This is a genomic window from Candidatus Paceibacterota bacterium (genome assembly GCA_035530615.1).
In the GTDB taxonomy this organism is placed as follows: Bacteria; Actinomycetota; Actinomycetes; order Nanopelagicales; family Nanopelagicaceae; genus QYPT01.
This window is the reverse complement of the sequence record DATKUL010000002.1, coordinates 728,813-755,466: the sequence shown is the minus strand read 5'-3', so window position 1 is coordinate 755,466 and position 26,654 is coordinate 728,813. Positions and strand designations below refer to the sequence as shown.

Here is a 26,654-nt window from a genome sequence, read left to right as displayed (position 1 = left end):
TTTTTGATTGAACTTTACCTGTTAGCCTTGACTTATGGTCGCTAAGGTAAAGGCTAAGAAAAAAGCCCCTACTGCTAAAACTCTGGTAAAAACGCGCAAAGGGCGCACGACAACAACTCGATTGAGTTCTAAAAATCAGGTGACTTTGCCGGTGGAGATTATTCGAAAGGCTGGATTCAAAGTGGGGGACACTATTTATTGCACCGTGACAAAGGATGGAAAGATCGAGCTCTCTCCACCCCAGAACCCAATCATGAGCCTATTTGGTGCAGGCAATGGAATATTTGACGATCTCGATTGGGAAGCAGAAAGGGCAGACGCATGGGGCGAGTAACCCTCGACTCTTCCATCTTGATCTCGATGTTTTACGAAGGCGATGTGCACTGTGACAGTGTCAGAAGTTTTATGGATGGAAAAGATAATAGTTACTTCATTTCGACCATCTCTCTGGCCGAAACTTTGACACACGCATCTCGGAAGGGCCCGGCCTCCTTGAAACATATGGTGGAGCGAATCAGTGAAGCGATGACCCAGGTTTACGATGTCAATCAGGAGATAGCGGTTGCGGCGTCTATGGTTCGAGCAAAAACAGGCCTCAAGATTCCCGATGCCATTATTAGTGCCACTGCCACCTTTGCTAAAACCCAGCTCTGGACCCTTGATCGGCGTTTAGCCAAAGCCCATAAGGGGGCAGTCTTGATCGGGGGAGCGCAATGAATGACACTTCCGCACCACGGGTATTACGAATTGGAATTCTTGGTGCCGCTCAAATCGCTCCCAATGCAATCTGCATTCCCGCGGCCGTGCTTGGGCATCGACTGGTGGTTATCGGATCACGCGAGCTATCTAAAGCAGAAGCATTTAAGGAGCGCTGGGGTGTAGAGAACGCTGTCCAAGGGTATGAAGCCGTCGTCAATCACCCTGATGTAGATCTCGTTTATAACGCCCTACCAAATTCTCATCATGCGTTCTGGAACATAGCCGCACTTAAAGCTGGCAAAAATGTGCTCTCCGAGAAGCCCTTTGCCAGCAACTACGAAGAGGCGAAGCGTGTGGCTGACGTTGCGGCAATCTCAACCGGAAAAATAATTGAAGGCTTTCACTATCAGTATCACCCTTCAATACAACGCGCGATTGAAATTGCCCACTCCGGTGAACTAGGAAATATTCTCACTGTTACATCTGCATTCAATACTTCTCCACCACCCGATTCAGATATCTGCTGGAGCCTTGCTTTAGCCGGCGGTGCGATGATGGATCTTGGTTGCTATTCACTTCATATTCAACGCCGCCTTTCATTGGCGCTCTTCGGGGAAGAACCAACGTTGATTTCGGCTCTCAGTAGAGAAGGCAGGCCTGGTGTCGACACATTTATGGAAGCAAAGATTGCTTATAAGAATGGGGCGGTAGGGACCCTCTCGTGCAGTATGGAGTCCACTCATTTTGAGTCTACATTGCGGATTGTTGGTTCCGAGGGCGAGCTCTTTGTGCCATCCTTCGTTCAGCCTGGCATGGATGATTCGCTGGTGGTCACGATTGGTGGCACGAGTCGGACCGAAAGGACTACTCGAATCTCCTCTTACACTTGGCAACTCCAGGCTTTTGCCGAACAGATCGGCGGTCAAAGAGAGAGTGTGGGGGTAATGGAGGACGCCCTGGCCAATGCCGCATTTATCGACGATATTTACCGTGCAGCAGGGATGGCGACACGCCCTAAAAGAATTCATCCGGCACATATTGCCGAACCCTCAAGACTCGCTTTATAGTTACTACTAGATGTAGGGGTCCAAGCGCGATATAGTTCCATAATTAGTGGTTTTAACCACTCGTCAGGGAATTTCTAGAAAATCGCTTTATACCCCGAAAGCACATTAGGAAGGAAGACACGCCGCATGATCTGTCCATTTTGCCGACACGATGATTCTCGCGTCGTGGATTCTCGTCCCGCTGAAGACGGCACCCAGATTCGCCGCCGTCGAGAATGCCCGGAATGTGGGTCGCGATTTACCACCCAAGAAAGCGCCATTCTCAACATTGTGAAGCGAAGTGGGGCCACCGAGCCCTTTAGCCGCGAGAAGGTGGTCGCTGGAGTCCGCAAGGCCTGCCAGGGACGTCCCGTCAGCAATGACGACCTAGCTCTGCTGGCCATGCGCGTGGAGGAAACCCTGCGTGGCACCGGTCAGGCCGAGATCGAAGCCCAAGAAGTTGGGCTGGCAATATTGGCGCCACTGCGCGAACTCGATGAAGTGGCTTACCTGCGATATGCCTCGGTTTACCGTAACTTTAACTCCCTTGAAGACTTCGAAGGTGAGATCGCAGTATTGCGAGCTGTACATTCTCGAACATCTTTGCAGAGTAATTTCCCGGTTACGAATACACCCGCAACTAAAAGCAATGCTCTAACAAGCAACACCAAAAATTAACAGCACTACTAAAGAACCCGGAGAAATACACATGTCAGAAACGGTCATCAACCGACCAGCTAAGTCCACCGCCAAGTCCGGAAAAGGACTTGTACTCGAACGTATTTATACGAGCGCGGGAGTGCATCCATATGATGAGGTGACGTGGGAACGTCGCGATGTTGTTCAAACTAACTGGCGAACGGGTGAGGCAGTTTTTGAACAACGCGGTGTCGAGTATCCAGATTTCTGGTCGGTCAATGCATCGACCATTGTGACAACGAAATATTTCCGGGGCGCAGTTGGTGCAGAGAATCGCGAATGGTCACTCAAGCAAGTTATCGATCGCGTCGTTCTGACGTACACAAAAGCAGGCAAAGAAAACGGGTACTTTGCAACAGAGGCAGATGCTGAAGTTTTCGAGCATGAAATTACATACATGCTCCTTCACCAAGTTTTTTCTTTCAACTCGCCGGTCTGGTTTAACGTTGGTACACCGGCCCCGCAGCAAGTAAGCGCTTGCTTCATTCTCTCCGTGGACGACACTATGGATTCAATCCTCAACTGGTACCGTGAAGAAGGAATGATTTTCAAGGGCGGATCTGGTGCTGGCCTCAACCTCTCTCGTATCCGTTCGTCAAAAGAACTTTTGAAGTCCGGCGGAACAGCTTCTGGTCCCGTCTCCTTCATGCGTGGCGCTGATGCATCTGCTGGTACCATCAAGAGTGGTGGCGCAACACGCCGCGCAGCCAAGATGGTTGTCTTGGATGTGGACCACCCAGATATCGAAGAATTCATCGAGACAAAGGTCCGCGAAGAGGACAAGATCCGCGCACTTCGCGATGCAGGTTTCGATATGGACCTGGGTGGGAAAGACATCATCTCCGTCCAGTACCAGAACGCCAATAACTCAGTACGCGTGAGCGATAAGTTCATGCGTGCATATGAGAATGGCTCGGAGTTTGGACTCGTCGCGCGCTCAACCGGTGAAGTCATTGAGACCGTTGATGCACGCGGCTTGTTCCGCAAGATGGCAGAGGCGGCGTGGGCATGTGCTGATCCAGGAATTCAGTACGACGACACGATCAATGACTGGCACACCAATCCAGAGACTGGACGGATCAATGCATCCAACCCTTGCTCTGAGTACATGTCACTGGATAATTCTTCCTGCAACCTTGCCTCCCTCAACTTGATGAAGTTCTTGAAGGCCGATGGATCCTTTGATTCCAAGACCTTCGCTCGCGCAGCAGAGATGATCATCACTGCGATGGACATTTCAATCTGCTTCGCAGACTTCCCAACCCAGGCGATCGGTGAGACAACTCGTGCTTACCGCCAACTTGGAATTGGTTATGCAAACCTCGGTGCACTTCTGATGGCATCAGGCCTTCCATACGATTCTGACGGCGGACGCGCTCTTGCCGGTGCGATCACATCATTAATGTCGGGCATCACCTACAAGCGCTCTGCAGAACTCGCCGGAATTGTCGGCCCGTACGAGGGCTTCGCACGAAATGCAGCCCCGCATACTCGCGTCATGCGCAAGCATGCCTCGGCCTCCATCTCAGCTAAGTCAGTGACCACACTGGATCGCGATGTATGGACCGAAGCCAACAAGGCGTGGGACGCCAACACCGCGATCGGCGAGAAGAACGGATGGCGCAACGCGCAGATTTCAGTTCTTGCCCCAACCGGCACCATCGGTTTGATGATGGACTGCGACACGACTGGTATCGAGCCTGACTTCTCGCTGGTGAAGTTCAAGAAGCTTGTCGGTGGCGGATCGATGCAGATCGTCAACCAGACTGTGCCTGCGGCGCTTCGCAAACTCGGATACGTCGAAGAGACCATCGAAGCAATCGTTGAATTCATCGCAACACATGGTCACGTTATTGATGCACCAGGCCTCAAGCATGAGCACTATGACGTCTTTGATTGCGCATTGGGCGCTCGTTCCATCGCGCCTATGGGTCACGTCCGAATGATGGCTGCCTGCCAGCCATTCCTCTCCGGCGCGATCTCCAAGACCGTCAACCTTCCTGAGGAAGCAACTGTTGCCGATGTTGAAGAGGTTTATTACGAAGGCTGGAAGCTTGGACTCAAGGCACTTGCTGTCTATCGCGACAACTGCAAGGTCGGTCAGCCACTCTCTGACGGCAAAGCAAAGTCAAAGGATGCTCCCTCCGATGTTGCACCTATTGCGGCAGTTCGCAAGCGTCTTCCAAAGTCACGTCCAGCAATGACAACCTCATTCTCTGTCGGTGGCGCTGAGGGGTACATGACCTCTGGCGCTTATGCAGATGGAGCACTTGGTGAGGTATTCCTCAAACTCGGCAAACAGGGTTCGACTCTTGCCGGTGTCATGGATGCATTCTCCATCGCAGTCTCTATTGGATTGCAGTATGGCGTTCCGCTAGAAACATTCGTTGAGAAGTTCACCAACTTGCGCTTTGAGCCAAGTGGAATGACGGATGATCCAGATATCCGCATTGCACAATCAATGATGGATTACATCTTCCGTCGCTTAGCACTGGATTACTTGCCATTCGCAACTCGCTCATCGATCGGTCTTTACTCTGCTCAAGAGCGCGCACGTGCTCTCGAGACAGGGGAGTACACCGAAAACGCACCCACAGAGATTGATGAATTTGAACGCTCATCAGAACCAGTTGTTGTCGCGCCGATTGCAGTCTCAAAACCAGCTGATATCAAGATAACAACAGCACCATCACAGGGCTACGGATCTTCCACGGAATTGCTCGAAGCGATCTCCGGAATTAAATCCGATGCTCCTTTGTGTATGACATGTGGAGTGAAGATGCGTATCTCAGGTGCTTGCTACGTCTGCGAAGGCTGTGGCAATACATCTGGTTGCAGCTGATGTTCAATAAGCGTTTGGGAAGTTTAGAGTGAGGTGGCACCCATCTCGCGGTAGAAGCGGCAAGCAGGTCAGAACGGACAGACAAAGATTCAATGACTTCACTGCCACATGGAAGTTACTACACAGTTGATGTGAGTTATAGAAAATCCCCGGTTAATTTAATAACCGGGGATTTTCTATGAAACCAATGACGGGTGCGTAGAATATGCCTTACGCGTTTCGGATTAAATAATTTATTGTTTGCCAAGTCGTCCAGCATCCAGAATCAGTTCCAGCTCTTCGGGATTGAGTAGATATTCATCTGGCGATAGGTATGCATGACTTCGGCGTTTGTCTCGTTGAATTTGATGCCAGCGAGTTGTCATGGCGCGATATCGCGGCACGGTTGTATGGTGAGAGTTCCCTCCCTCGTGTTTGTCATCGAACAGATTCTTGAGTTCAGACCAACGACCGTTGGCGACGAGATAACGCGCGTAACCGAGCAGGGGTGCTTCTTCTGTCGAATTTAGATCGAATCCAGCGAATCCAGTCTCATGATCATTGAATTCTGTCCGTTGTTTTGCCGTGTATTTCTTGAGGCTTGCCCGAATTATTCGAAAAAGATCAAGTACATCCCACACGAATCGACATTGTTCTAAGGGAACCTCAGGGTCAAGTCCATAAAAAACTCTTTCATATTCGCTTGTGTATCCATTTTCAAGAACTTCGGCCAACCTCTGGTGATGTGTTGCTTCGTCGGTATCTTCTTCATTGTTCTACTCGTTGGGTTGCGGTCCTCTTTCCTTGATTTGCCGCCGTTTGGACAGTGCGATCTGGGCTTAGAACCTGGGTTCAAAAGACAACTTTGCTAGAATGATTGCGAAGTGGAGTATAGCCCAGTACAGTATGGGGTATAGCCAAGGGGGTTAAAAATGGTACTGACGTCACTGATCCGACCAAAGGTCGAGACAGAAGTTGCTCGCATCGATGAGAGCGTTCTCGTAATCAAAATAGCCGATCTTCGCAAGGATCGCACCCTTGCTGAGGTGGCCGCAGTTGTCGGCATTCGCCCCGAAGAACTATCCAAAATTGAGTCCGGTAAGACTAAGCAGATCCGTTGGGGAACTCTTCTGGGTCTACTGCGGGCCTACGACTGCGAAGTTGAGGACATCATCGCAGTCCGCAAAGTTGGCGCATCGCAAGGGTATGCACCAAGGGAGACCTACCTGACCGCCTTGCGCAATCGAGAGGCAAACATCCCAGTTCGACGCCTTACTCCGCACAAAGGAGAAGGTGGTGGGTTGAGTGAGGTAGCTATTGATGCGCTGTCTAAGCCTGTTCCTGCCCGTGTAGTTCGACGTACTTTTGTTCCTGCTAGCAAACGAAGCGCGAAGACCAAGTGAGTGAGAGCGCCAACTATTACCTAAAGACTCCACCTGATAGTTTGCAACAAGGCGACATTTGTTTTGCTCCGATCGCAAGATTGGAGTCCGATCCGCCGCCCGTGGGACATCGCTGGGCAGCCATGGATGAGTACGATCTAAGTATCAGCGAGGACGGCAAGGGTACGTCCGCGCTGAACGCTAAAGTCGGATACGGACCCGTGATGGTCATCTCTCACGATTGTCAGATGGATAAGGAGATGAACTCTCTCTATCAAAAGTTGCGCAACGGCAAACCTAAACTGAGTAAGGCCGAGGCGATTCGTAAGGCGGAGGAGGACCCTAATCTCGATAGGTTCATCACGGTCGTACCCATTCTTCTCATGTCAGAATTCCACACAGATGCTGTACAAATCAAGTCCGGGGAGACCATTGGTTGCTTCTATGTACCGCCACTACCAAGTGGAGAAATAGCCCAGGACAGCGTCGCGGATCTAGCCTACGCGGCCACCATAGATAGAAACTTGTTAGAAGACAGAGTGGCAAGTCTGAGCAATGACGCACGTGGTCGTCTGAGGTTGGCGCTGGCTCGGCTGTACGCGTTGAGAACTCCGGAGATTGGTTTTGAGATTGAGCAGGCGGTAGGACAGAAAATCACGGGTATCCATCGTGATCCTTCTTCTCCCGCGGAGGTCGTTTTTGATCTTCAAGACGGCAGCGAAATGCGTCTGATACTCAAGCCAGAAGCACCTCGACCGAGCAGGCCATCGGCAAGAGCTCCGAAAAAGAAGTAATTCGTAGGATCGAATCAAACTCAAAATCAGGTTGAGCGGATCTGTGTCTTGTCATTGGGAAATTGGTCATTGTAGAAAATGTGCTTCAGACGGATAGGGTGATTCGGGGGATTGGACGGAAGCCCAGACAAATGCGGTTGAACAGCGGCTAGACGGGCCTAATAAACAGACCGGGCGAATAAGAAAAGTAGAGATGCTGAGTGGGTTAAGGCTCGCCATACCGCTTGTCGAGTAAAATCAAGATTAGGTTAATATAATCCAAACTAGTATAGTTCAAACTATATTAATCCATACATGGAGGCAGGTGACATCCGTGAAAATTCCAGTCTTCAAGTGGTCCGCTGAGCCAAGATTCATTGGTCGTCAAAATTCCCTCGCCGAACTGGAAAGATGGTGGGCGGACGAGAATGCCGATCCAATAAATTTGTATGGGCGAAGACGCGTAGGGAAAAGTTGGCTCATTCGCAAGTTTGCACATGGGAAGAAGGCAATTGTCCTGGTAGTTGAGAAAACTACCAGGTCGCAGCAATTGATGAAGTTGGCTGAACAATTGACTAGTTATCTCAGTTTTACGCCAGCAATCAAAGATATCGGCGAGCTTGTCAGAATCTTGTACGGTCTGGCCGCGAGTGAGGAGATACTCGTTGTTATTGATGAATTTCCATACCTCCTTGGAACATCGGCAGCGGAGGTAAATTCTTCGCTTCATGTGGTAGCAAAAGTCATCGAGGATATGCGTGACGACTCGATGATCAAGCTCATTCTCTGCGGATCCGCTTTGGCTGAAATGGAGTCCATGCAGGAACACTCCAGCCCACTATTTGGACGACTCCAAAAATTTGAACTGAAGCCACTTACTTTTGCTGAGTCTCGTCCATTTTTTAAGGGCAGTAATGTCTTAGACCACATCACTCGCTACTCGGTCGCCGGTGGCATGCCCAGATACCTCAGTTTGCTTGGCGGTGGCGATCTTGCTCGAGTCCTCTCCGAAAAAATTGTTAACCCGAACTCGCCTTTGTACTCCGAGGTCACGTCCCTCCTGGAAGCGGAGCTGATTCAGCCCGGGGTTTACTTTGCAATTCTGGCTGAGCTGGCAGTTAGCCCAAAGGAAATCGGCGACATAGCCGATGCGATCGGTCAAGAATCCAATAGCCTGGGGACGTACTTGCGAAGGCTTGAAGCTATGCGGATCATAAAGAAAAAGCAGCCCGTTGGATCGGACCCAAAATCTCGAACCTACCAATGGGAGTGCATTGATGGCTTCATCCGATTTTGGTTTAGGTATGTTTGGCCATATCGAGCGGGACTTGAGTCCGGTGCAGACTCGCAAGCCCACGTCAATCAGCACATCATGCCTATGTTGGCCGAGCACACGTCATTGGAATTCGAACGTGTTTTTCAGCGATGGGTCATTCAGAAATATCCATCTTCGCCACTGGTCGGAAATTGGTGGGGTAAGGCGGCGTCTGTTTCAACCCCAGTCGAAGGGGCCGTCAGAAGTAAAGAAGAGATCGACGTTGTTGGAATTAAAGGGCGGAAAGTCCTCATCCTGGGCGAGGCTAAATGGAAGAACGGAAAATTGAAAGTTGCCGTAGTGAACGATTTGATCAATCACAAGGAACCGGCGCTGCTAGCCGCTGGCTTCACAATCGCGCCGTCGCGTCTGGTTCTACTCACTAGCCGTGGCGGTTTTACGAGAGACGTTAAGCGAATGGCGAGTGAAGATTCTCGGATACTTCTGTTGGATGCAGCCACTGTCCTAACCGAAGTGAGGTGAATCAATCTTTTGGGGAAATTTCCAAAAAGAGGGCTTATATCTAGTCCAAAATGTCTGTCATCGTCAATTATGGACTAAATATAAGCCACTTAGAGGTTACGAAAGATCCCAATTACTCCACAAATGGCTTACAATGAGTCCATGGGGATACAATGGCAACGATAGTAAGGAGCACTTCCGATTGGGAGGCCGAGTTGGGCAGTCGCGTTCGCCTCGTGCGCAAGCAGCGGAAGATGACTCAGCAAGAGTTGGCAGACCGATCCAATGTCTCGCGTTCGGCTATCAAGTACTTGGAAGCGGGCAAAGGGTCGAGCCTTGCCACATTCCTTAATGTCGTGCGGGCACTTGAACTAGATGAAAATCTGGATCAGATATTTGCGGTGGTCTCGACGATCTCACCGTTGGCGCTCTTGCAAGCTAAGAAAAAAGCCGGTCAGTTGTGAGCGTTTATGTAGCGGTCGATGTGATTGAAGTTAGATGTTGGGGTAGATCAGTCGGCGCGTTGGCATATGACTCAAGGTTGGGACTTAACGTCTTTGAGTACACCCCGGAATGGATATCAAGTGGCGTAGAACTTGCGCCGTTGCATATGGTCAATCGGTCCGGCACATACTCCTTTCCGCAATTAGCAAAGGAAACTTATTACGGTCTGCCCGCAATGATTGCCGATGCGCTTCCTGATGCATTTGGAAATGCTGTCATTGATGCGTGGCTGGCCGCGGAGGGAATTGCCAAGTCTGAGATAAAGACGCTGGATCGATTGGCGTACGCAGGAGAGAGGGCGCTCGGCGCGCTGACATTTCATCCAGCACAGCAGCATCTTCAAGGTCCCGCTACAGCAATCCAGATTGCGGATATCGTCGCCGGCGCTCGCCTCGTTCTCTCTGGCAAAGCCGCCGAGGCGGGTTCGGACCATGACGCTCTCATGCAATTGATTCAAGTTGGCTCATCAGCGGGTGGGGCGAGGGCAAAAGCAGTCGTTCAATATCAGCCACATACTCACCAATTTCGATCAGGGTATGTAAGCGCCGAGCCTGGCTTCGAACCCTGGTTAATGAAACTCGATGGAGTCAGTAAATCCGCTGACGGGTCCGTGAATTCTCTGGACAGACCAGAGCAGTTCACTCGAATTGAGTATGCCTATTACTTAATGGCGCAAGCAGCTGGCATAACGATGAGTGAATGTCGATTATATGAAGAGGGGAACCGCGCGCATTTCCTCACTCGCCGTTTTGACCGTGATAGTGAAGGCGGGCGGATTCATCTTCAGTCCTTGTGCGCGATGGATCAATTGGATTTTCGATATAGAGACACGCATGACTACTCACAATATTTCAATGTGATTAGAAGATTGGGAATGGGCACAGAAGAACTCACTCAGGCTTTTCGCCGCATGGTGTTTAACGTGGTTGGTATGAATCGGGACGATCACACCAAGAATGTGGGATTCCTATTGCGAGAAGACAGCACGTGGAATCTTGCGCCTGCATACGACGTGACTCATGCGTTCAATCCGGAAGGCAAGTGGACTCAACGCCACCAGATGAGTATCAACTCCAAATACGAATTCATCACGCTCGCGGATATTTATGAAGTTGGAAGCGCCCAGGCAATTCCTGCGTACAAGTCAGTTGTTGCTGAGATTCTTGATGTGGTAGATAGTTGGGTGACTTTTGCCAATCTGGCTGGAGTGAGCACAGAAAGTCAGAAAAGGATCGAAAAAGATATGGCCGAACATCGACTATAAATCCTCACGCAGAGTTACAGAAAGGACTCTTCTGATTACAACGGAGAGTTTTCTTTTATATAAATGATTTTTTCGGGTCATTTGTCATTGCAGTAACGAAAAAGTGGGTGTAAAAATAGAACCGCCTCGAGGCAAAACCCCGAGGCGGCCGTCCCACGTTAGGACTCGTTGTTGGTTTTACCACCATCGTGGCGAGATCGATGTTTTTCTATCACTAGAAAGGCAATTCGAATCACGCTTACGATGAGGGCTAGCCAACTGTGAATATCCATAACGGCCTCCTTCCTCGAATTTCCTAACGGAGGTTAGGAAATCAGGAGTTCAATTGGTCCGATGACGGATCGGTTGAACTCTCGAGGGAGCAGGCTTTGGGACGGAGTGAATGTAGAAGTGTTCAATGTGTGAGGATCTGAGGCGAACTCTAAATGTGCAGATCTACTGCCTGTGAAAAATTAAACAGCCACAATAAAATTCCTAGAATGTGTCCGTGAAATAGTTTTCTATATTTCGAGACGCTAGAAGATTTGATTCCCGTACTTCAGGATGATGGCAAGGGCGAGTGCAGTGAGTATGGCGCCAACAACGACATTGTCCCAGCCGGCGGATACTGCCTTCACGATTTTGGCGTTGACCCGTTCGGGCAAGGGGAGATTTCCCTCAAGAGCGTTAACTTTGAACATGCTTGAAAAGACCGTTGTTGTTGTGAATGTAACGAGCAAACACCATGGGCAGAAGGCGCCGATGACAAAGTAAGACTGCGTGAAGAGCCAGAAAGCGAAGACCAGACCAATGAAATAGACGCTGGTCGCGATGCGCATGAATGTTTTTGGAAAGTGGACGCCAACGAGTCCGGCTACCGCCAAGGTGATGACCACAGGCTCGCAAATGAGGCCAAGGAATGCATTAGGGAAGCCGAGCAAATTGGATTGCCATGAGACGGCGACTTTTCCGCAGGAAATGATGGCATTGATATTGCAGGCGAGCTTTGAGTCCGGGTTCTTCGCGAGCTCTATTGCATCAATCGAGAGGACGAGGGATGCGGTGATGCTGGCGATCGAAGAAACGAGCATCGTGATAAAGGTTCCACGGTGTCGTACCGTTCTGAGTGCCGTTTCAATTTCGCTCACAGGTTCATCCAATCGCTCTCTTTGTTCGTCGGCGAGTCTACCTGGCGAGGTTGAGATTCACGCACTTCGGCTATGCGACAAGAATCGAACGCTTAGAAAGACCCAAAAAGTAGCCATCTATCAAGGTTTTTGGAGCTTCTTCAATAGATGCTGAGACACCAAGGGTGATGAAAAGCGGGGTGAAGTGCTCTACGGTTGGGTGGGCATAGGGCATACCAGGCGCCTTGGTCCTGAAGTTTGCGAGTGTTTCCACATCGCCGCTGGCGAGCGCCTCGGCAGCCCAGGTATCGAAATCACTCGACCATGTAGGTGCGACTGCATCTGCTCGCCAGTCGCGAAGGTATGGAAGGCCATGAGTCATGAAACCAGAACCGATGACGAGGACTCCGTCATCGCGAAGTGGTTGCAACCGTTTACCTAATTCGATGAGTCGGTATGGGTCAGAAGTCGGCATCGACATTTGCAGTACAGGAATATCTGCATCGGGATACATGACGCGAAGTGGAACCCAAGCGCCGTGGTCTAGCCCACGATTGCTCTGATGGACTGGTTCTGAATCTGGCATCAACGCCGCGACCTTTGTAGCAAGCGCAGTTGCATCGGGGGAGTCGTATCTCATTTCGTAAAACTTGCGATCAAATCCACTGAAGTCATATACAAGAGGTGAGTTTGCGGCGGCGTTGCTTAAAGTGACTGGCGCGGATTCCCAGTGCGCAGAGACAATCAAGATTGCTTTAGGTCGCGGAAGATCTTGTGCAATCTGGGTCAGTTGGCTCGACCAGAGAGGATCGTCCAGGAGCATGGGAGCTCCGTGGCCGATGTAGAGAGCGGGCATCTTCATAGGCAGATCATATACAATATAGTTGAAAGTTCAACTACTATCGAGAGCGTGAGATTTGCACCCGCTCCAGTTTGAAGTCTTTTTCGGACAACCGGGACATGCGGTTCGGCTCAGGGACCAAATGGGGGAGTCTTGCGGCTTGCCCGATAAACTACTGGCATTTACGGGCTTCATTCACGCTTGAGAATCGCGATTGATAGGAAAAGGTGCTTACACGGGGTAGTCGAAGTCGGCTGATGATTCTTGCCGGAACCATGGGATTTCTCATGTATGGAATGGCCTACTCAGTGCCTCTCCTCAAGAGAGATATGGAGATAACAAGAGCGCTGGCCTCACTTCATCAAATCGGGTTTGCAATCACGATCACCGCGGCTTCGTTCTATGCCCCCAAGTTGTTATATCGCTTCCCACCGAGAAAGATCATGACTCTCGCGTGGATCATCACCTCCTTGAGCGTTCTGGTATTCGCCCTTGGCCAATCCCTTTGGGTCACAGTTCCGGCAATGTGTTTCACGGGTATTGGAAGCACCCTTTTCAATAACGTGAACGCAGCAACATTGGGAGCAGCATCGGGCAATTCAATGCAGGTGATGCTGCGCCAGTCAGGGATCGGAACTTCGTGTGGAGCAATCGCTCCCACAATCATCGGAACTCTGATCGGTGTCGGTATTCCTTGGAGGGTCACACTTGGAGTATTTGCAATTCTCTGCGGATTCCTTGCTACGAAGCTTATGCCTGTGATTCCTGAACGTTCGATCAAAAGGCCTGTTCCAGGTGAACGGCATTGGGATTTGTCGCTCATTATTCTTGTGATTTTCAGTTTGAGTGCGAATATCTTGGAAATCGCAGCGGGAGCGTGGGCTCTGGATTTACTTATTTCACGCGGCATGGTCGTGAGTGCTGCGGTAATCCTCGCGGCATTCTTCAGTTATGGAATCGCAGTGTCCAGACTCGGATTCTCGTTTAGTTCGAAGGTGACGATTAAGACAGTATTGGTTATCTCTTTTGCACTCTCGCTCATGGGTCTCATCTTGATCATCACAGCGCACACTTCAGCAATGACGATGATTGGACTTCTCATCGCCTCCCTTGGAATCGGTCCTTTGAGCGGTCTGGCCCTTACTCTCTGTGCCGCATCTTCAAAGGGTGCCGATACGGGGATCGCAGCCAATGGCATGGGCGTCGGTTTCGCAATTGGAATTGGTCCATGGATCATGGGTTTCGTGAGTGACAGATCAGGATTCTCGACGGCTTACTCATTTCCAGTCTTGATGTTAATGCTGATGATGGGCTTCTTCTTTTTGGCCAGGAGAGATCGCAATCCGAATACGGTTGCTATTTCGTCATAAGAATGACGTGAAGGTTGCGGGGACCGTGCACGCCTTCGACTCGTTCCAACTCAATGTCACTGGTGGCAGAAGGTCCCGAGATCCAGGTCTGGTGCTCTTTCGGATTGAGCGCTCGGATGGCCTCAACAACAGTGCCTACGACATTCTCTTCCTGAACGATACAAATATGGGTATCTGGGACTAATGAAATCGCGCGGCGACCTTGAGTCGAATCCGAGTGGTTGAGGACGATGGTTCCGGTGGCGGCGATGCCCAGTTCACTCGAGGTGATGACGCAATCGAACTGGTCGAGTTGCTCCGGCGAGAGATTGAAATCGGTGGTACCCATTGCCCATTCTGCAGGGAGCCCAGCGGGGAGGAGGATATTTCTTAGACCGTACTCAGCGAGAATATTTGAAATAGTTGAGGCCACATCGGCGGTGCGCACAAAAGTGGCCTGGTAATCGAGGATTCGATCCTCAAAGAGATAGAGCAATTCTTTGCGAGAGAGAGTTAGGGATGTGCCATAGGTGCGCTCGACGAGGGGTGTAGTCATGCCGGCTCGGGCTGTGTTGATCCGATTGAGGATGTCGTCGCGTGAGGTGCTCATCGATGGTGCTTGCCGGAAAGTCGAGGGGTGGGAATATTTCTAAAGGCGCTCCATTTTCGCAGAACGGGAAGATGACGGGCAATTGTTTGCATCGACGCACTGGCGATGAGCGGTGCGAAGGTGGAAGTGAATCGTGAAAGGTATCTAAGTCCTTGGGGTCCGAGGGCTTTTGACGCAATGCGCATGACCAATTTTTCCAAAACGCTAGCGTTATCGCGATTCTCCTTTGCGCGCAGGTGGACCAGGATCTTTGGAATATTGATTTTGACCGGGCAGACGTCATAGCAGGCGCCACAGAGAGTGGAGGCAAAGGGGAGTGTTTTTGCTTGTCCGGGGCCAAGAAGTTGGGGCGTGATGATGGCACCGATGGGGCCTGGATAGACGCTGCTGTAACTGTGCCCGCCCGTGCGTTCATAGACAGGGCAGACATTCATACAGGCAGAGCAGCGGATGCACGCGAGTGCTTCTCGCCCCACCGTATCGGCGAGTGTTTGGATGCGGCCATTGTCGAGCAAGATGACGTGGCGTTCTGACGGACCGTCCCCACATTTACCCGTCCAGAAACTTGTGTAGGGATTCATCCGCTCTCCGGTGGCCGAGCGTGGAAGTAGCTGGAGGAATACTTCCAGGTCATTCCATGTCGGAAGGATTTTTTCTATTCCAATTATTGAGACCAGAATCTCAGGAAGTGTCAGACACATACGTCCGTTGCCTTCTGATTCGACGACGCAGAGGGTGCCAGATTCGGCGATTGCGAAGTTGGCGCCACTCACTGCCATACGAGCGCTCAGGAACTTTTTACGCAGATGAGTACGTGCAGTCATCGCAAGTTCTGTGGGGGAGTTGGTGAGCGAACTGGATGCTTCGGGGATTTCTTTCACAAAAAGGTCGCGGATCTGATCGCGATTCTTATGAATGGCAGGAACAAGAATATGAGATGGATGTTCATCTGCAAGCTGGATGATTAGCTCGGCTAAATCTGTTTCTTTCGCACTAATCCCATATTTTGCCAAATGTTCGTTGAGGCTGATCTCATCGGTTGTGAGCGATTTTACTTTCACTACTTCTGAGATTGTGTTATCGAGTGCGATTTTTGTGACGATCTCGCATGCTTCTTTGGAGTCACGCGCCCAGTGGACCGTTCCTCCTGCCTCAGTAAATTCCTTTTCGAATCGTATTAAATGGGTGGATAGCTCAGCCATCGCGGCCATCTTGATGTCGTGCCCGGCTTGACGAAGTGCCTCCCAATCCTGAACTTCGGCGACGACTCGTGCTCTCTTATTGCGAATGGTGGTGGTCGCGCGATTGAGGTTGGTGCGTAGTTGTGTGTCTTTGAGCGCCTCTTTGGCAAGTTTTGGAAAAGGGATCGGAACCCCAGAATAACCCTTACCCACGGCTGGCCAGAATTTCCGCAAGGTGGATTACCTCTATTGGCGTTTCATTTTTTTGAAGCCCACCGCCGATATGCATCAGACATGAGTTATCAGCGCTCACCACATATTCGGCAGCAGTGCTGACAATATTTGTGAGTTTGTCATGGAGCATCGCGCCACTCACATCGGAATTCTTCACACTGAAAGTGCCGCCGAATCCACAACATGAATCTGCCGCCGGCAGTTCGATGAGATCGAGGCCTCGAACTGCGCGAAGGAGTTGTTGCGGTTTGTCTCCGAGTTTGGCCACACGCAGCGAGTGGCATGTTGTGTGGAGGGTGACTCGGTGGTTGAAAGTCGCTCCCACATCAGTGACATTGAGGATGTCAATGAGAAATTCTGAAAGGTCAAAGCACTTAGATACTAATTCCGGGCGGTCCTCATGTTCTCGCAGCGATCCGATGCAGGAAGCTGAGGGAGCAACGATGTAATCGCAGTCGGCGAAATTCTTCTCAACTCGATCAATGAGTGGCTTGGCCAATTCTGGATAGCCCGAGTTGATATGCATCTGACCGCAGCAGACTTGTTCGGTATCAGCGATGACGACGCCTAATCTTTCAAGAACAGTCCGAGTCGCCTCCACTGTTCGCGTGTAATAAAGGGAGTTGATGCAGGTGGCGAAGATGCCTACTCTCATGGCTGTGTGTTCACAGCAGGAGAGTACGCCCGAATGGACGCTTCAATGTGAGCGTACATAGTCGAGCGAGCCAGAGGTGCGTTTTTCTCAATGATTGCTCGGGAAATTTCCTCATGCTGTTGGAGGGCGAGTTGGCCCGATTCGGACTGGTAGTAGTGGTCGAAGAAATCTTGGATGAACTTGGTCCGTGTTTCTGGAACTAGTTGTTTGTTGTTTTTTGCTGCAAGAAAAAGACGGAACAGGTGGAGATGACAGTGCGTGCCCTCGAAGACGCGGCGCACAGTTTCGTTTCCTGACATGCGCGAGATGAGAAGGTGAAAACGGGCATCGTGTTCGGTCAGCGCTTGAATCTGCTCGTACCCTTTCAATTTTAAAGCGTCATGCGCAGCCTTAATTTCTTCCTTTAAATCTTTGGCACCAGCATCATCAATGGATAATGCTGCTCGCTCGGCCGACCAGGGCTCGACGAGAAGTCGGAATTCAAAGAGATCGTGGAATTCCTTCATTGTCAGTAAATTCGTTGCCGAATATCCTTTGAGAGGTTCTTTGAGAATGAGGCCTTCTGATTCAAGTCGTGCAAGGGATTCCCGAATAGGTGTGTGCGAAACCTCGAGTTGAATTGCTAGGGCATCAATGTTGACACGTTGCCCAGGGGCGATCTCGTGGTCAAATATTTTTGCTCTGATCACACGGTAGATCTCGTCCGAAAGTACTGACTGCCGTGGCGCTTTTTTTAGCGGACGATTCTCAGTCATATCTCCCTCGGAAGGACCTTAAGAAGAATAAGCGACAACTCGCGAAGTCATTTCGCCGATTCCCTCAATGCCAGTTGAAACAACCTGTCCTGCGCGAAGGTACTTGGGTGGCTTGAATCCCAGTCCAACACCAGAAGGTGTTCCGGTGTTGATGATGTCACCAGGGAATAGTTCCATAAATTGACTGATGTACCAGACGATGTGATTGAGTCCAAAGAGAAGATCACTCGTGCGGGAGTCTTGCCGTACTTCGCCGTCTACTTTGCACCACAGTCGCACATCGTTTGGATCAATTTCATCCGGGGTGACGATGCATGGACCGATTGGGTTAAATGTTGGGAAGGACTTTCCTTTTACCCACTGGCCTGACCGCTCTGTCTGCCAGTGACGCTCACTCACATCTTGCGACATTGAATAACCCAAGACGTAATTGGGAGCATCGTCGGGCGATGAGAGGTAAAGCGCGCGCTTGCCGATCACAATCGAGAGTTCGACTTCGTAATCCGTAGCGGTGCTATTGGGCGGAATCACGATGTCGTCGTTTGGGCCAATGACGCAGTCAGGTGCCTTCATGAAGACAACTGGCTCGGCTGGGGTAGCCCCGTTTGTTTCGGCAATGTGCTTGAGGTAATTCATTCCCACACAGATCACCTTGGTGGGTCGATCGATCGGCGCACCTATGCGGGTGCTAGAGAGTGCAACGCGTGGAAGGCCGGAAAGGGTAGCGGCCGCTACCTTTGCCAACGCGCCTTGCTCAAGGGTGGTTCGGTTCCAGTCAGGGATGAGGGAATCCACAAGTACTGCCTCATCGCCGACGATTACCGCGGGCCTCTCTGTCCCAGGTGCCCCAACCCGTGCAATTCTCATTTTCTCCCCATTCTCGCCGATCAGCGAAATCCTATACGAAAATGGGAAGGGCTCTGTCACCGTATCTGGATCGGGAATGTGGGTGGGAGTGGCTAAGGTGCACTCCATGAGCGAGCTACTGGATCAGGTCCGAGCCGCTCTGGAAGCCGCAGTCGAGGCAATCGGCGGATCTACGCGTGAGGGTCAGATCGAGATGGCCGAAGCGGTGGCCAACGCCCTGACAGATCGCCATCACCTCATGGTGCAAGCCGGCACCGGCACCGGCAAATCTCTGGCCTACCTGGTCCCGGCTCTTGTTCACGGCAAACGCGTTCTTGTAGCGACCGCGACCTTGGCCTTGCAGCGTCAGCTCGTGGAGAGAGATCTCCCCAGAATTGTGCCGGCCTTGGAGAAGGTACTAGAGCGCGAGATTACGTATGGAATTTATAAAGGCGTAGGAAATTATATCTGCTTGCAGAAGATGAATAGCGAGACCTCAGATCCCGATGGCGATGTTCTGCTGGAAATCAGTTCTCTTGGATCGGATGCAAAGCGGCTTCACGCCTGGGCCAAAACTCCAGGCGTCACAGGGGATCGCGATGATGCACCCGATGTCGATAGGCGTGTATGGATGGCAAATTCTCTCTCAGGTCGCGAATGCGTAGGTGCCGATGTCTGTGCCTACGGACATCAATGTTTTGCCGCGCTGGCAAAAGCAAAGGCCGCAACAGCTGACGTAGTCGTAACAAATCACACATTGCTTGCCATCGAGATTGTCGAATCTCATCCGATATTGCCCGAACGCGATGCCGTCATTCTGGATGAAGCACACGAATTTATGGATCGAACGACGCAGGCCGTAACGGAAGAATTGACCGGACATCGTGTCTCGCGATCTGCTGCAATGGCAAGAAAACATATGCCTGGCAAGGCATCGGATGCACTCACCAAGGCGGCAGGTGATTTTGAAGATGTGATGGATGAGTACGGACAGCGCGTGAAGTTCGAGCCGGCATTGCAGGGCAGGCTTGTCGAATTACCGTCAGAATTGGAAGCGCCCATCCGTAAAGTTCGTGAAGCAGCACAGGCCGTCCTTCAACTCATCAGTGCCGATGAAGAAATCGTGGACTCTGATTCCATCGCCGAGAGGGCGCGAGTCAAAGGTGCAGTCAATGAAATCTCAACAACCGCTGCTAAATTATTGAAACTCGGAGCAGGGCAAGTCCTCTGGTACGAACCCACATTTTCAACTCTGCATCTTGCACCGTTGGCAGTTTCCGCCGTCCTTCGTGAAAACCTGCTTACCAAAACGCCAGTAATTGCCACTTCTGCAACGTTGGCTGTCGGCAATAGTTTTAATGCGATGGCGCGCAATATTGGTTTTGTAATCGGCGATACTGCTGAGGAAGAAATGGAAGTCGAAGAAGGGGATGTAGATCCAGCAAATGTGCAGATGCTCGATGTTGGCTCACCTTTTGATTTTGCCAACCAGGGGATGCTCTATCTGCCCAAACATCTGCCCGAACCCGGCCGTGATGGTCCAAGTATTGAAGCACTGACCGAACTTGGCGAACTTATTGATGCAGCCGGAGGTCGGACTCTCGCACTCTTCTCGTCATGGCGGGGAGTCGAGGCTGCTGATGCGCACCTGCGCAAAGTGCTGGCTGAGTTACCCATCAAGGTCATCACTCAAAAAAGAGGCGATGCAGTCGGACCTTTGGTTGAGCGATTTGAAAAAGACGAGACATCCATTCTTCTCGGCACCATGAGCTTGTGGCAGGGAGTCGATGTTCCTGGCCCATCCTGCACCCTGGTTGCAATTGATCGGATCCCATTCCCAAGGCCCGACGATCCCGTGATGTCTGCACGTGCTGCAGAAGTCGATGCAGCGGGTGGCAGCGGATTTATGAAGGTCTCCCTTCCACGTGCGGCGCTCTTACTTGCGCAGGGAACAGGACGACTCATCCGCTCAATGGATGACCGCGGAGTGGTTGCGATTCTTGATTCACGGATCATCACTAAAAGGTATGGATCGGTCCTTCTCAACTCTATGCCTCCGCTCTGGCGAACCTCGGACGGGAAGACCGTGCGAGATTCACTTCGCCGACTCCATGAATACATGACAAAATAGTCCAATGCCTCGGATTAGTACCGCCACCCTCGCGCAACACCGCGATTGGCGACGTCAACAACTCATTTCTGCGGCCTCAGCAATTGCTCTTGAAGACGGTGGGCGCGCGGTCACTGTTGCTGCGGTTGCCGAACGTGCCGGACTTTCTCGCACATCTGTCTATGAATATTTTGGAAGTAGTGCCGAACTTGTGGCTGACCTTGTCATTGAGGAACTCACTAATTTTTCTGAGGCACTTCGCGAGTCAACTGATGCGTCACCTGATCCTTATCAGGCGATTCGGAATTGGATTGATGCGGCACTTCGCTATATCGCCGATGGTCGTCACTTGCTCGCTAAAGCCTTCAGCGCAACGTCGCTGCCTATCGATCGCACCCATGAGATTGTTGCGGCTCATAGGGCTTTGCTGGCACCCTTAGAAACAGCCCTATCTGACATTGGTGTAGCCGATGTGGTTCACGCTCTCGTACTAATTCAGAGTGTTACAGATGCCGCAACGCGAAGAATCGAAACTGGAAGTGATTCGGATTTGGAGATTGAAACCGCCACCAACTTCTGCATAGCCGGTATCGACACATTGGTGAGGGGTTAAAGAACCTCTTCTGCGATTTAGAAGTCTCGCTCCAGTATGGCGTGTACGGCGGGCCACGTTTTCGCGAAACTTGGATGCAGAGGCATTGCGTCAATTTCGCTCCACGCAATCCAACGCAATTCTTGTGACTCTGCATTCATCTCATGCGGAAAAAGTTCGGGATCTGCAAGTGCAACCACCGTGTCATAACGCCAATCGACATGATCATCTGTATGAGTAGAGTGGACCTGGAGGAGGGTCGGATCTATTCCGGTCTCTTCCACCGCTTCGCGCAATGCCGCTTCGAGAACGCTTTCGTGCGAATCGCGCGCTCCGCCGGGAATTCCCCACGTATCGCCATTGTGAACCCATTCGGAGCGATGTTGTAGGAGGAGTGTTTTCTCTCGCACTAAAAGGATTCCAGCGGCACCGTGTAGCCCCCAGTGCTTTCCGCCGCAGCGACACTGAACCCATCCGTCGCCATCTCTGTGCGCCATGAGACCACCTTATGACCAGGTGGACTCCCTTTCCACAGAGAAACTCACGGAGAGGGCGAGGTAGTACTCACACTTTTACCCTTGCCGACATGGCCCTTTCATATAAAACCCGCTCCTCACTAATTTTTGCGCTTTTACTCATCACTCAGACCACGCCGAGTCAGCTGAATGCAGCGCAGTGCGTCAGCAAAACATGTCTTGATGTATATGTCGAAAACGGTCAGATTGTCATTGAAGGGAAGAAGGGATCGGGACAGAAGTCGACCGCAACGGTGAAAAGAAAAGTTGTTGTTGTCAAACCGAAAGAAAAAGTGGTGCCGAAAAAGACTATTCCTAAGCCGAAAGTAACCACTACGCGTCGTTCGCCCGTTTTTGTGGCACCCCGCAAAGTAGCTCCCGTGAAGGCACATCCAAGGAAGAGGATTGTGCGAAAAGTTTTGCGCAAGGTTGCACCGGTACTTTCTCTCAACGATAAATTGGTGAAACTCCTTCCCACCGCCTCAATTGCCAAGCAACCTGCCGAGAACGCTCTCGTGAATGTGCCGGTTATTTACTGGTGTGATCTGCCGACAGTCTTCACCGCAAAGGTTTCGGTTGTCGGGGAGATCGTGGATGTGGCGATGCGACCGTCCTTTATCTGGAGTTTCGGTGACGGAACATTCTTTGCCACAACCCAGCCGGGTAGGCCGTACCCAGATCAAAGAATTACGCACACATACTCACATTCCGGCACCTATCTCGTCACGATGTTGGCCACCTGGGGTGGAACATGGAGCCATAACGGAGTGACGCGAGCGATTACGGGGCAGATTCGTAAGTTATCAGTGATCACGCTTTCAGTTGAAAACGGGCCCACCCGCTTTATTCAATGATTCATTCACTCTTGTCGTCTTTCCACAACCGGAGTCGAATAGAGAGAAAGATGTGGGTGCGTTCGGGAAACCTTCGCTCTTATGACAACACTTACCTCACCACATGATCTTCTTGCAGCTGTTCCATTTCTCATTGGATATCACCCCACGAATTCGCTGGTCATCGTCTCGTTAAAAGATGATGCCATTGGGATGGCGATGCGGGTGGACTACCCTTCTCTCGCATCCGACAAAGAAGAGCCCTACGATTCCCTGGTTCTTCACCTTCTCCGCGAAGGAGCCGAAGGCGCACTGGTTGTTGCCTACGTCCCAGATGACCGAAGTGATGGCGAGAATGTTTTAGGAAATATCGCATCAGCAATGCTCCGAGCAGATATTCCGCTTCGTGAGTCGCTCTTGATTGCCAACGGCAGATGGCGCTCAGTTCTTTGCACCGATAGTGATTGTTGCCCGACAGAAGGGAAAATACTTCCTGAAATTTCTACTTCCAGAGTTGCGGTGGAGCAGGTTGCTCAAGGCAGGCCAATGCCCTTTGCGGATGTCGACGGGCTTACCGAATCAATCGCACCGCTCTCTCTTTCCAGGGATTTAGATTTTTTGGCCAGCATTCATAGTTACCGCATCGATCCCGATTCGACAGGGATCCAATTGGCGCAGCGCGGCAGTGCAACTTCTGTGATCGACCTTGCCGCACGCTTTGTGGACGACTCGATCGGGAAGGATTGCGAATCAGACCTTGAACTCACCGCGCGTGTCATTGCCGGGGTTGGTGACATACAAGTAAGAGATTTTGCGCTGGGTTCTCATGATGAGACGAGCATTGATTCTTACTGGGCGATGTGGCGCTATCTCACGCGTGTCGCCCCCGCCGGGTTCGTGGCACCTATCGCCAGTCTCTTTGCAGCGCTCTCTTACGAACGCGGTGAAGGAGCCCTGGCGCAGCGGGCGCTTGACCGGGCGCTCTCCGATGATCCGGCATATTCATTGGCCGCACTCTTGCGCAGAGTATTTAGTGCCGGGTGGCCCCCCGAGTCCTTTGCCGCGATGCGAAGGGACCTGCACCCGAAGGTCTGCGCTGGGATATTTACTGACTGACACGCAAGTTTCGAACCCTTCTGCTTTGGTCTAGAATCGCTGCCAAGGTCACGAGTTCCAGGTACGAGCCCCGGCTAACTGGACGGCAACCCTCCATCGCGGCGGGGTGCTCCGGGTGAAGACCGGGTTGGTGGTTTCGCTACCGGCAAGCGCGGAGGTTTTCATGACATCATCGGTTCATTCTGGGGCGCCCACGGGTGCTTGGCTTGAATTCCAAGATCCTGGCGATCGCGAGTTTGTCTCCATTGGATCTTTAACGCTCGAAAATGGCGCGGTGCTTCCAGATGTCACCATTGCTTATCAGAGTTGGGGCAGATTAAACGCAACTCGCGACAATGCCATTCTCGTCAATCATGCGCTTACTGGTTGGTCAGATGTTCCCGGGTGGTGGCCCCTCATGGTCGGACCGGGAATGCCATTGGATACCGATAAATATTTCATCATCTGCCCCAATGTCATCGGTGGATGTCAGGGGAGTACAGGTCCATCCAGTTTGGCGCCTAATGGAAAGCGATATGGATCTCGTTTCCCGTCAATCACCATCCGCGACATGGTTGCGGCGGAAGTCGCCTTCAGCGACGCAGTCGGAATTTCGCACTATCGCTTAGCAGTGGGTCCATCGTTGGGTGGAATGCGCGCCCTTGAATGGGCCGTTCAATTCCCCGACCGCGTTGCCGCCATCTGCACCATTGGATCGTCGGCAGTGGCCACTGGAGATCAAATCGGTACCGCTTCGATTCAAATCCGTGCGATTAAATCCGACCCGCACTACTACGAGGGGGATTACTACGAGAAGACACACGGTCCCGACGGGGGAATGGGAATTGCGCGCCGGATAGCTCACTTGACCTACCGCACAGAAGCCGAGATGGATGTGCGTTTCGGACGCGAACTGCAAGGTGATGAGACTGGTCGATACGCCGTCGAGTCCTATCTTGACCACCAGGCGCAGAAACTGGCGAAGAGGTTTGATGCAAATACATATATTGCCCTGACCGAGGCGATGAATTCGCACGATATTGGTCGTGATCGAGGAGGAGTCGCGGCTGCGCTCAGGAGCATTCAGATTCCAGTCATGGTCGTATCTATCGATACGGATCGCCTCTTTCCACCCCGGCTCCAGGCCGAGATTGCCGACCTTGCTCCCAAGGCGCAGCCCTTAGCCTCGATCTCCTCACCTTTTGGACATGACGGGTTTTTGGTGGAAGTTGAAGCTGTGGGAGAGGTCATACGGCACTCCCTCACGCTGGGGTAGAGAGTTTGGTGCCAAAAAAGGGTTCTCAATGTGCATTTACCCCTGTGGATAATTTATAATATAGCCATCGCTTCTTCGTGGTTGATCGATAAGAGATTGGCTCAGCGAAGATAAAACAAAGGACTGATGTGGCTGCTCTTAGTGCGCTCAAAAACAAGGCCAAGACAACAAAAAAGGCAGCGCCTAAAAAAGCGACTGTCAAAAAGGCCCCTGCGAAGAAAGTAGTCGCGAAGAAGACGGCAAAAATTCCAGTGAAGAAAGAATTGACCGTCGCCGATATTCGGTTGATCATCAGTGCGAAGGAAGCGATTGCACGTCAGAAGGAAGTGAATGAAGAACTCGCAGAGCGAGGTGTGACCAGTTTAAATCGGATTCCAAAGAAAATTGATAAGCCGCTAGTGGATGAGGCCCGCGAACTTCTTACAACTGTTCCTGCCCTTATCGAGAAAGTCCGCAAGCACGGTCTCGGTACTCCCAATCGCATTTTGAAAAAGACAGAGTACGCACTTGTTGCACCAAAGATTATTCCAGTTTCAAAGACGGATGCTCCAGCAGTTGTCAAGATCGACGGCGAAGATGTAGAACTTGAAGAAGTCGAACTCGAAGATCTTGATGCACTGGTTGCCGAAGTTGTTGCAGATGAGCCGGTGGAAGACAAGGCGAATGCGCCACGTGTTGTAAACCTTGCAGAAGAGAGCAGTGGCACCGAAGAGAACGCCTTTACACTCAAAGCCTCTGAGGAAGATGATGCCCCCGCACAGACAGTTATGACTGCCGGCGCGACTGCAGATCCAGTTAAGGATTATCTGAAACAGATCGGCCGAGTTGCTCTCCTCAACGCCGAACTTGAAGTAGAACTTGCTACCAGAATCGAAGCGGGACTTTTTGCAGAAGAGAAGCTTGCAACTGATAAGAAATTGGATAAGAAACTTAAGCGCGAACTTGAGTGGATCGCGGAAGATGGAAGGCGCGCAAAGAACCATTTGTTAGAGGCGAACTTGCGTCTGGTTGTTTCACTTGCCAAGCGTTATACCGGCCGCGGAATGCTCTTCCTCGACCTTATCCAAGAAGGAAACCTCGGACTTATCCGCGCGGTCGAAAAATTTGATTACACCAAGGGTTACAAATTCTCCACCTACGCAACATGGTGGATTCGCCAAGCGATTACTCGCGCGATGGCTGACCAGGCACGAACCATCCGTATTCCAGTACACATGGTTGAAGTAATTAATAAGTTGGCTCGAGTTCAGCGCCAGATGTTGCAGGACCTCGGTCGCGAACCGACTCCAGAAGAGCTTGCCAAGGAACTCGATATGACCCCCGAAAAGGTTGTAGAGGTTCAGAAGTACGGCCGCGAACCAATCTCGCTTCACACTCCCCTTGGAGAAGAAGGAGACTCTGAATTTGGAGACCTTATTGAAGATTCCGAGGCGGTCGTTCCAGCGGATGCAGTCTCGTTTACTCTGCTACAAGAGCAACTACACGCAGTACTCGACACCCTCTCTGAGCGTGAAGCTGGTGTAGTGGCCATGCGATTTGGACTTACCGATGGGCAACCAAAAACTTTGGATGAAATTGGCAAGGTTTACGGGGTCACTCGCGAACGCATCCGCCAGATTGAATCTAAGACGATGTCGAAGTTGCGTCATCCATCGCGCTCGCAGGTATTGCGCGATTACCTGGATTAGAAC

The 26,654-nt window shown here is 51.4% G+C and carries 25 protein-coding genes, 1 pseudogene and 1 riboswitch; of the genes and pseudogenes, 17 read left to right on the top strand and 9 right to left on the bottom strand.

Translation table 11 applies throughout. The features are described from left to right. Positions 1-34: 34 nt before the first annotated feature. The 5 genes from VMW30_06740 to VMW30_06720 all read left to right on the top strand — a co-directional run bounded on the left by VMW30_06740 (position 35) and on the right by VMW30_06720 (position 5,286). On the top strand, positions 35-334 hold the full coding sequence (locus tag VMW30_06740) for an AbrB/MazE/SpoVT family DNA-binding domain-containing protein (GenBank protein ID HUW88053.1): 300 nt from the start codon (positions 35-37) through the stop codon (positions 332-334). Beyond that, positions 322-717 (top strand): PIN domain-containing protein, encoded by a 396-nt coding sequence (locus tag VMW30_06735; GenBank protein HUW88052.1) that lies wholly within the window; start codon positions 322-324, stop codon positions 715-717. Before VMW30_06740 ends, VMW30_06735 begins: the two co-directional genes overlap by 13 nt. Then, complete coding sequence (locus VMW30_06730) at positions 714-1,766, top strand: Gfo/Idh/MocA family oxidoreductase (GenBank protein HUW88051.1); 1,053 nt, start codon at positions 714-716, stop codon at positions 1,764-1,766. The genes VMW30_06735 and VMW30_06730 overlap by 4 nt, the downstream gene beginning before the upstream one ends. A 126-nt stretch (positions 1,767-1,892) precedes the next feature. Further along, entirely contained in the window at positions 1,893-2,423 is a 531-nt protein-coding gene (gene nrdR, locus VMW30_06725) for a transcriptional regulator NrdR (protein HUW88050.1), read from the top strand. Between the two features lie 31 nt (positions 2,424-2,454). After that, entirely contained in the window at positions 2,455-5,286 is a 2,832-nt protein-coding gene (locus tag VMW30_06720) for a vitamin B12-dependent ribonucleotide reductase (protein HUW88049.1), read from the top strand. 233 nt (positions 5,287-5,519) lie between these two features. Here VMW30_06720 and VMW30_06715 read toward each other — a convergent pair. Further along, positions 5,520-6,017 (bottom strand): annotated as a pseudogene (locus tag VMW30_06715) (YfbU family protein). Positions 6,018-6,197: 180 nt separating this feature from the next. On the opposite strand from VMW30_06715, the gene VMW30_06710 reads away from it, so the two are divergent. From VMW30_06710 to VMW30_06690, 5 genes are all read left to right on the top strand, one after another. Beyond that, positions 6,198-6,668 (top strand): helix-turn-helix domain-containing protein, encoded by a 471-nt coding sequence (locus VMW30_06710; GenBank protein ID HUW88048.1) that lies wholly within the window; start codon positions 6,198-6,200, stop codon positions 6,666-6,668. Continuing rightward, positions 6,665-7,441, top strand: a complete 777-nt coding sequence (locus VMW30_06705; GenBank protein HUW88047.1) for a hypothetical protein — start codon at positions 6,665-6,667, stop codon at positions 7,439-7,441. Before VMW30_06710 ends, VMW30_06705 begins: the two co-directional genes overlap by 4 nt. A gap of 313 nt (positions 7,442-7,754) precedes the next feature. Continuing rightward, positions 7,755-9,218, top strand: a complete 1,464-nt coding sequence (locus VMW30_06700) for an ATP-binding protein (protein ID HUW88046.1) — start codon at positions 7,755-7,757, stop codon at positions 9,216-9,218. Positions 9,219-9,370: 152 nt separating this feature from the next. Beyond that, a complete protein-coding gene (locus VMW30_06695) occupies positions 9,371-9,661 on the top strand; it encodes a helix-turn-helix transcriptional regulator (protein ID HUW88045.1) in 291 nt (96 codons plus the stop codon). Continuing rightward, positions 9,658-10,965, top strand: coding sequence for a type II toxin-antitoxin system HipA family toxin (locus tag VMW30_06690; protein ID HUW88044.1), 1,308 nt, complete (start codon positions 9,658-9,660; stop codon positions 10,963-10,965). The genes VMW30_06695 and VMW30_06690 overlap by 4 nt, the downstream gene beginning before the upstream one ends. Before the next feature lie 515 nt (positions 10,966-11,480). Here VMW30_06690 and VMW30_06685 read toward each other — a convergent pair. Together VMW30_06685 and VMW30_06680 are read right to left on the bottom strand one after the other, a co-directional pair. Then, a complete protein-coding gene (locus VMW30_06685; GenBank protein HUW88043.1) occupies positions 11,481-12,092 on the bottom strand; it encodes a vitamin K epoxide reductase family protein in 612 nt (203 codons plus the stop codon). A 70-nt stretch (positions 12,093-12,162) separates the two neighbouring features. Continuing rightward, the gene (locus tag VMW30_06680; protein HUW88042.1) at positions 12,163-12,927 is read right to left on the bottom strand and encodes a class III extradiol ring-cleavage dioxygenase; all 765 of its coding nucleotides are present in this window, start codon (positions 12,925-12,927) and stop codon (positions 12,163-12,165) included. 242 nt (positions 12,928-13,169) lie between these two features. On the opposite strand from VMW30_06680, the gene VMW30_06675 reads away from it, so the two are divergent. Next, positions 13,170-14,282: an MFS transporter gene (locus VMW30_06675; protein HUW88041.1), complete on the top strand. Its 1,113-nt coding sequence runs from the start codon at positions 13,170-13,172 to the stop codon at positions 14,280-14,282. Here the strand turns inward: VMW30_06675 and VMW30_06670 are convergent. From VMW30_06670 to VMW30_06650, 5 genes are read right to left on the bottom strand one after another with little or no spacing between them, the layout of a single operon-like run. Then, positions 14,269-14,871, bottom strand: a complete 603-nt coding sequence (locus tag VMW30_06670) for an LUD domain-containing protein (GenBank protein HUW88040.1) — start codon at positions 14,869-14,871, stop codon at positions 14,269-14,271. The genes VMW30_06675 and VMW30_06670 overlap by 14 nt on opposite strands. Then, complete coding sequence (locus VMW30_06665; GenBank protein ID HUW88039.1) at positions 14,868-16,265, bottom strand: lactate utilization protein B; 1,398 nt, start codon at positions 16,263-16,265, stop codon at positions 14,868-14,870. The genes VMW30_06670 and VMW30_06665 overlap by 4 nt, the downstream gene beginning before the upstream one ends. Further along, the gene (locus tag VMW30_06660) at positions 16,258-16,941 is read right to left on the bottom strand and encodes a (Fe-S)-binding protein (protein HUW88038.1); all 684 of its coding nucleotides are present in this window, start codon (positions 16,939-16,941) and stop codon (positions 16,258-16,260) included. The genes VMW30_06665 and VMW30_06660 overlap by 8 nt, the downstream gene beginning before the upstream one ends. Beyond that, a complete protein-coding gene (locus tag VMW30_06655) occupies positions 16,938-17,696 on the bottom strand; it encodes a GntR family transcriptional regulator (protein ID HUW88037.1) in 759 nt (252 codons plus the stop codon). Before VMW30_06655 ends, VMW30_06660 begins: the two co-directional genes overlap by 4 nt. An 18-nt stretch (positions 17,697-17,714) precedes the next feature. Further along, the gene (locus VMW30_06650) at positions 17,715-18,563 is read right to left on the bottom strand and encodes a fumarylacetoacetate hydrolase family protein (GenBank protein ID HUW88036.1); all 849 of its coding nucleotides are present in this window, start codon (positions 18,561-18,563) and stop codon (positions 17,715-17,717) included. A 106-nt stretch (positions 18,564-18,669) separates the two neighbouring features. On the opposite strand from VMW30_06650, the gene VMW30_06645 reads away from it, so the two are divergent. Further along, positions 18,670-20,673: an ATP-dependent DNA helicase gene (locus tag VMW30_06645; GenBank protein ID HUW88035.1), complete on the top strand. Its 2,004-nt coding sequence runs from the start codon at positions 18,670-18,672 to the stop codon at positions 20,671-20,673. Positions 20,674-20,677: 4 nt separating this feature from the next. Further along, entirely contained in the window at positions 20,678-21,265 is a 588-nt protein-coding gene (locus tag VMW30_06640; GenBank protein HUW88034.1) for a TetR/AcrR family transcriptional regulator, read from the top strand. A 17-nt stretch (positions 21,266-21,282) separates the two neighbouring features. Here the strand turns inward: VMW30_06640 and VMW30_06635 are convergent, their stop codons facing one another. Beyond that, entirely contained in the window at positions 21,283-21,741 is a 459-nt protein-coding gene (locus VMW30_06635; protein ID HUW88033.1) for an NUDIX hydrolase, read from the bottom strand. Between the two features lie 89 nt (positions 21,742-21,830). On the opposite strand from VMW30_06635, the gene VMW30_06630 reads away from it, so the two are divergent. The 4 genes from VMW30_06630 (at position 21,831) to VMW30_06615 (ending at position 26,651) form a co-directional block, all read left to right on the top strand. Continuing rightward, positions 21,831-22,613: a PKD domain-containing protein gene (locus VMW30_06630; GenBank protein HUW88032.1), complete on the top strand. Its 783-nt coding sequence runs from the start codon at positions 21,831-21,833 to the stop codon at positions 22,611-22,613. An 81-nt stretch (positions 22,614-22,694) separates the two neighbouring features. After that, positions 22,695-23,708: a DUF4192 domain-containing protein gene (locus tag VMW30_06625; GenBank protein HUW88031.1), complete on the top strand. Its 1,014-nt coding sequence runs from the start codon at positions 22,695-22,697 to the stop codon at positions 23,706-23,708. Between the two features lie 46 nt (positions 23,709-23,754). After that, positions 23,755-23,866, top strand: a riboswitch (SAM riboswitch). Positions 23,867-23,871: 5 nt separating this feature from the next. Further along, positions 23,872-24,963, top strand: a complete 1,092-nt coding sequence (locus tag VMW30_06620; protein ID HUW88030.1) for a homoserine O-acetyltransferase — start codon at positions 23,872-23,874, stop codon at positions 24,961-24,963. Between the two features lie 128 nt (positions 24,964-25,091). Further along, positions 25,092-26,651, top strand: a complete 1,560-nt coding sequence (locus VMW30_06615; protein HUW88029.1) for an RNA polymerase sigma factor — start codon at positions 25,092-25,094, stop codon at positions 26,649-26,651. The last annotated feature ends 3 nt before the right edge of the window (positions 26,652-26,654 follow it).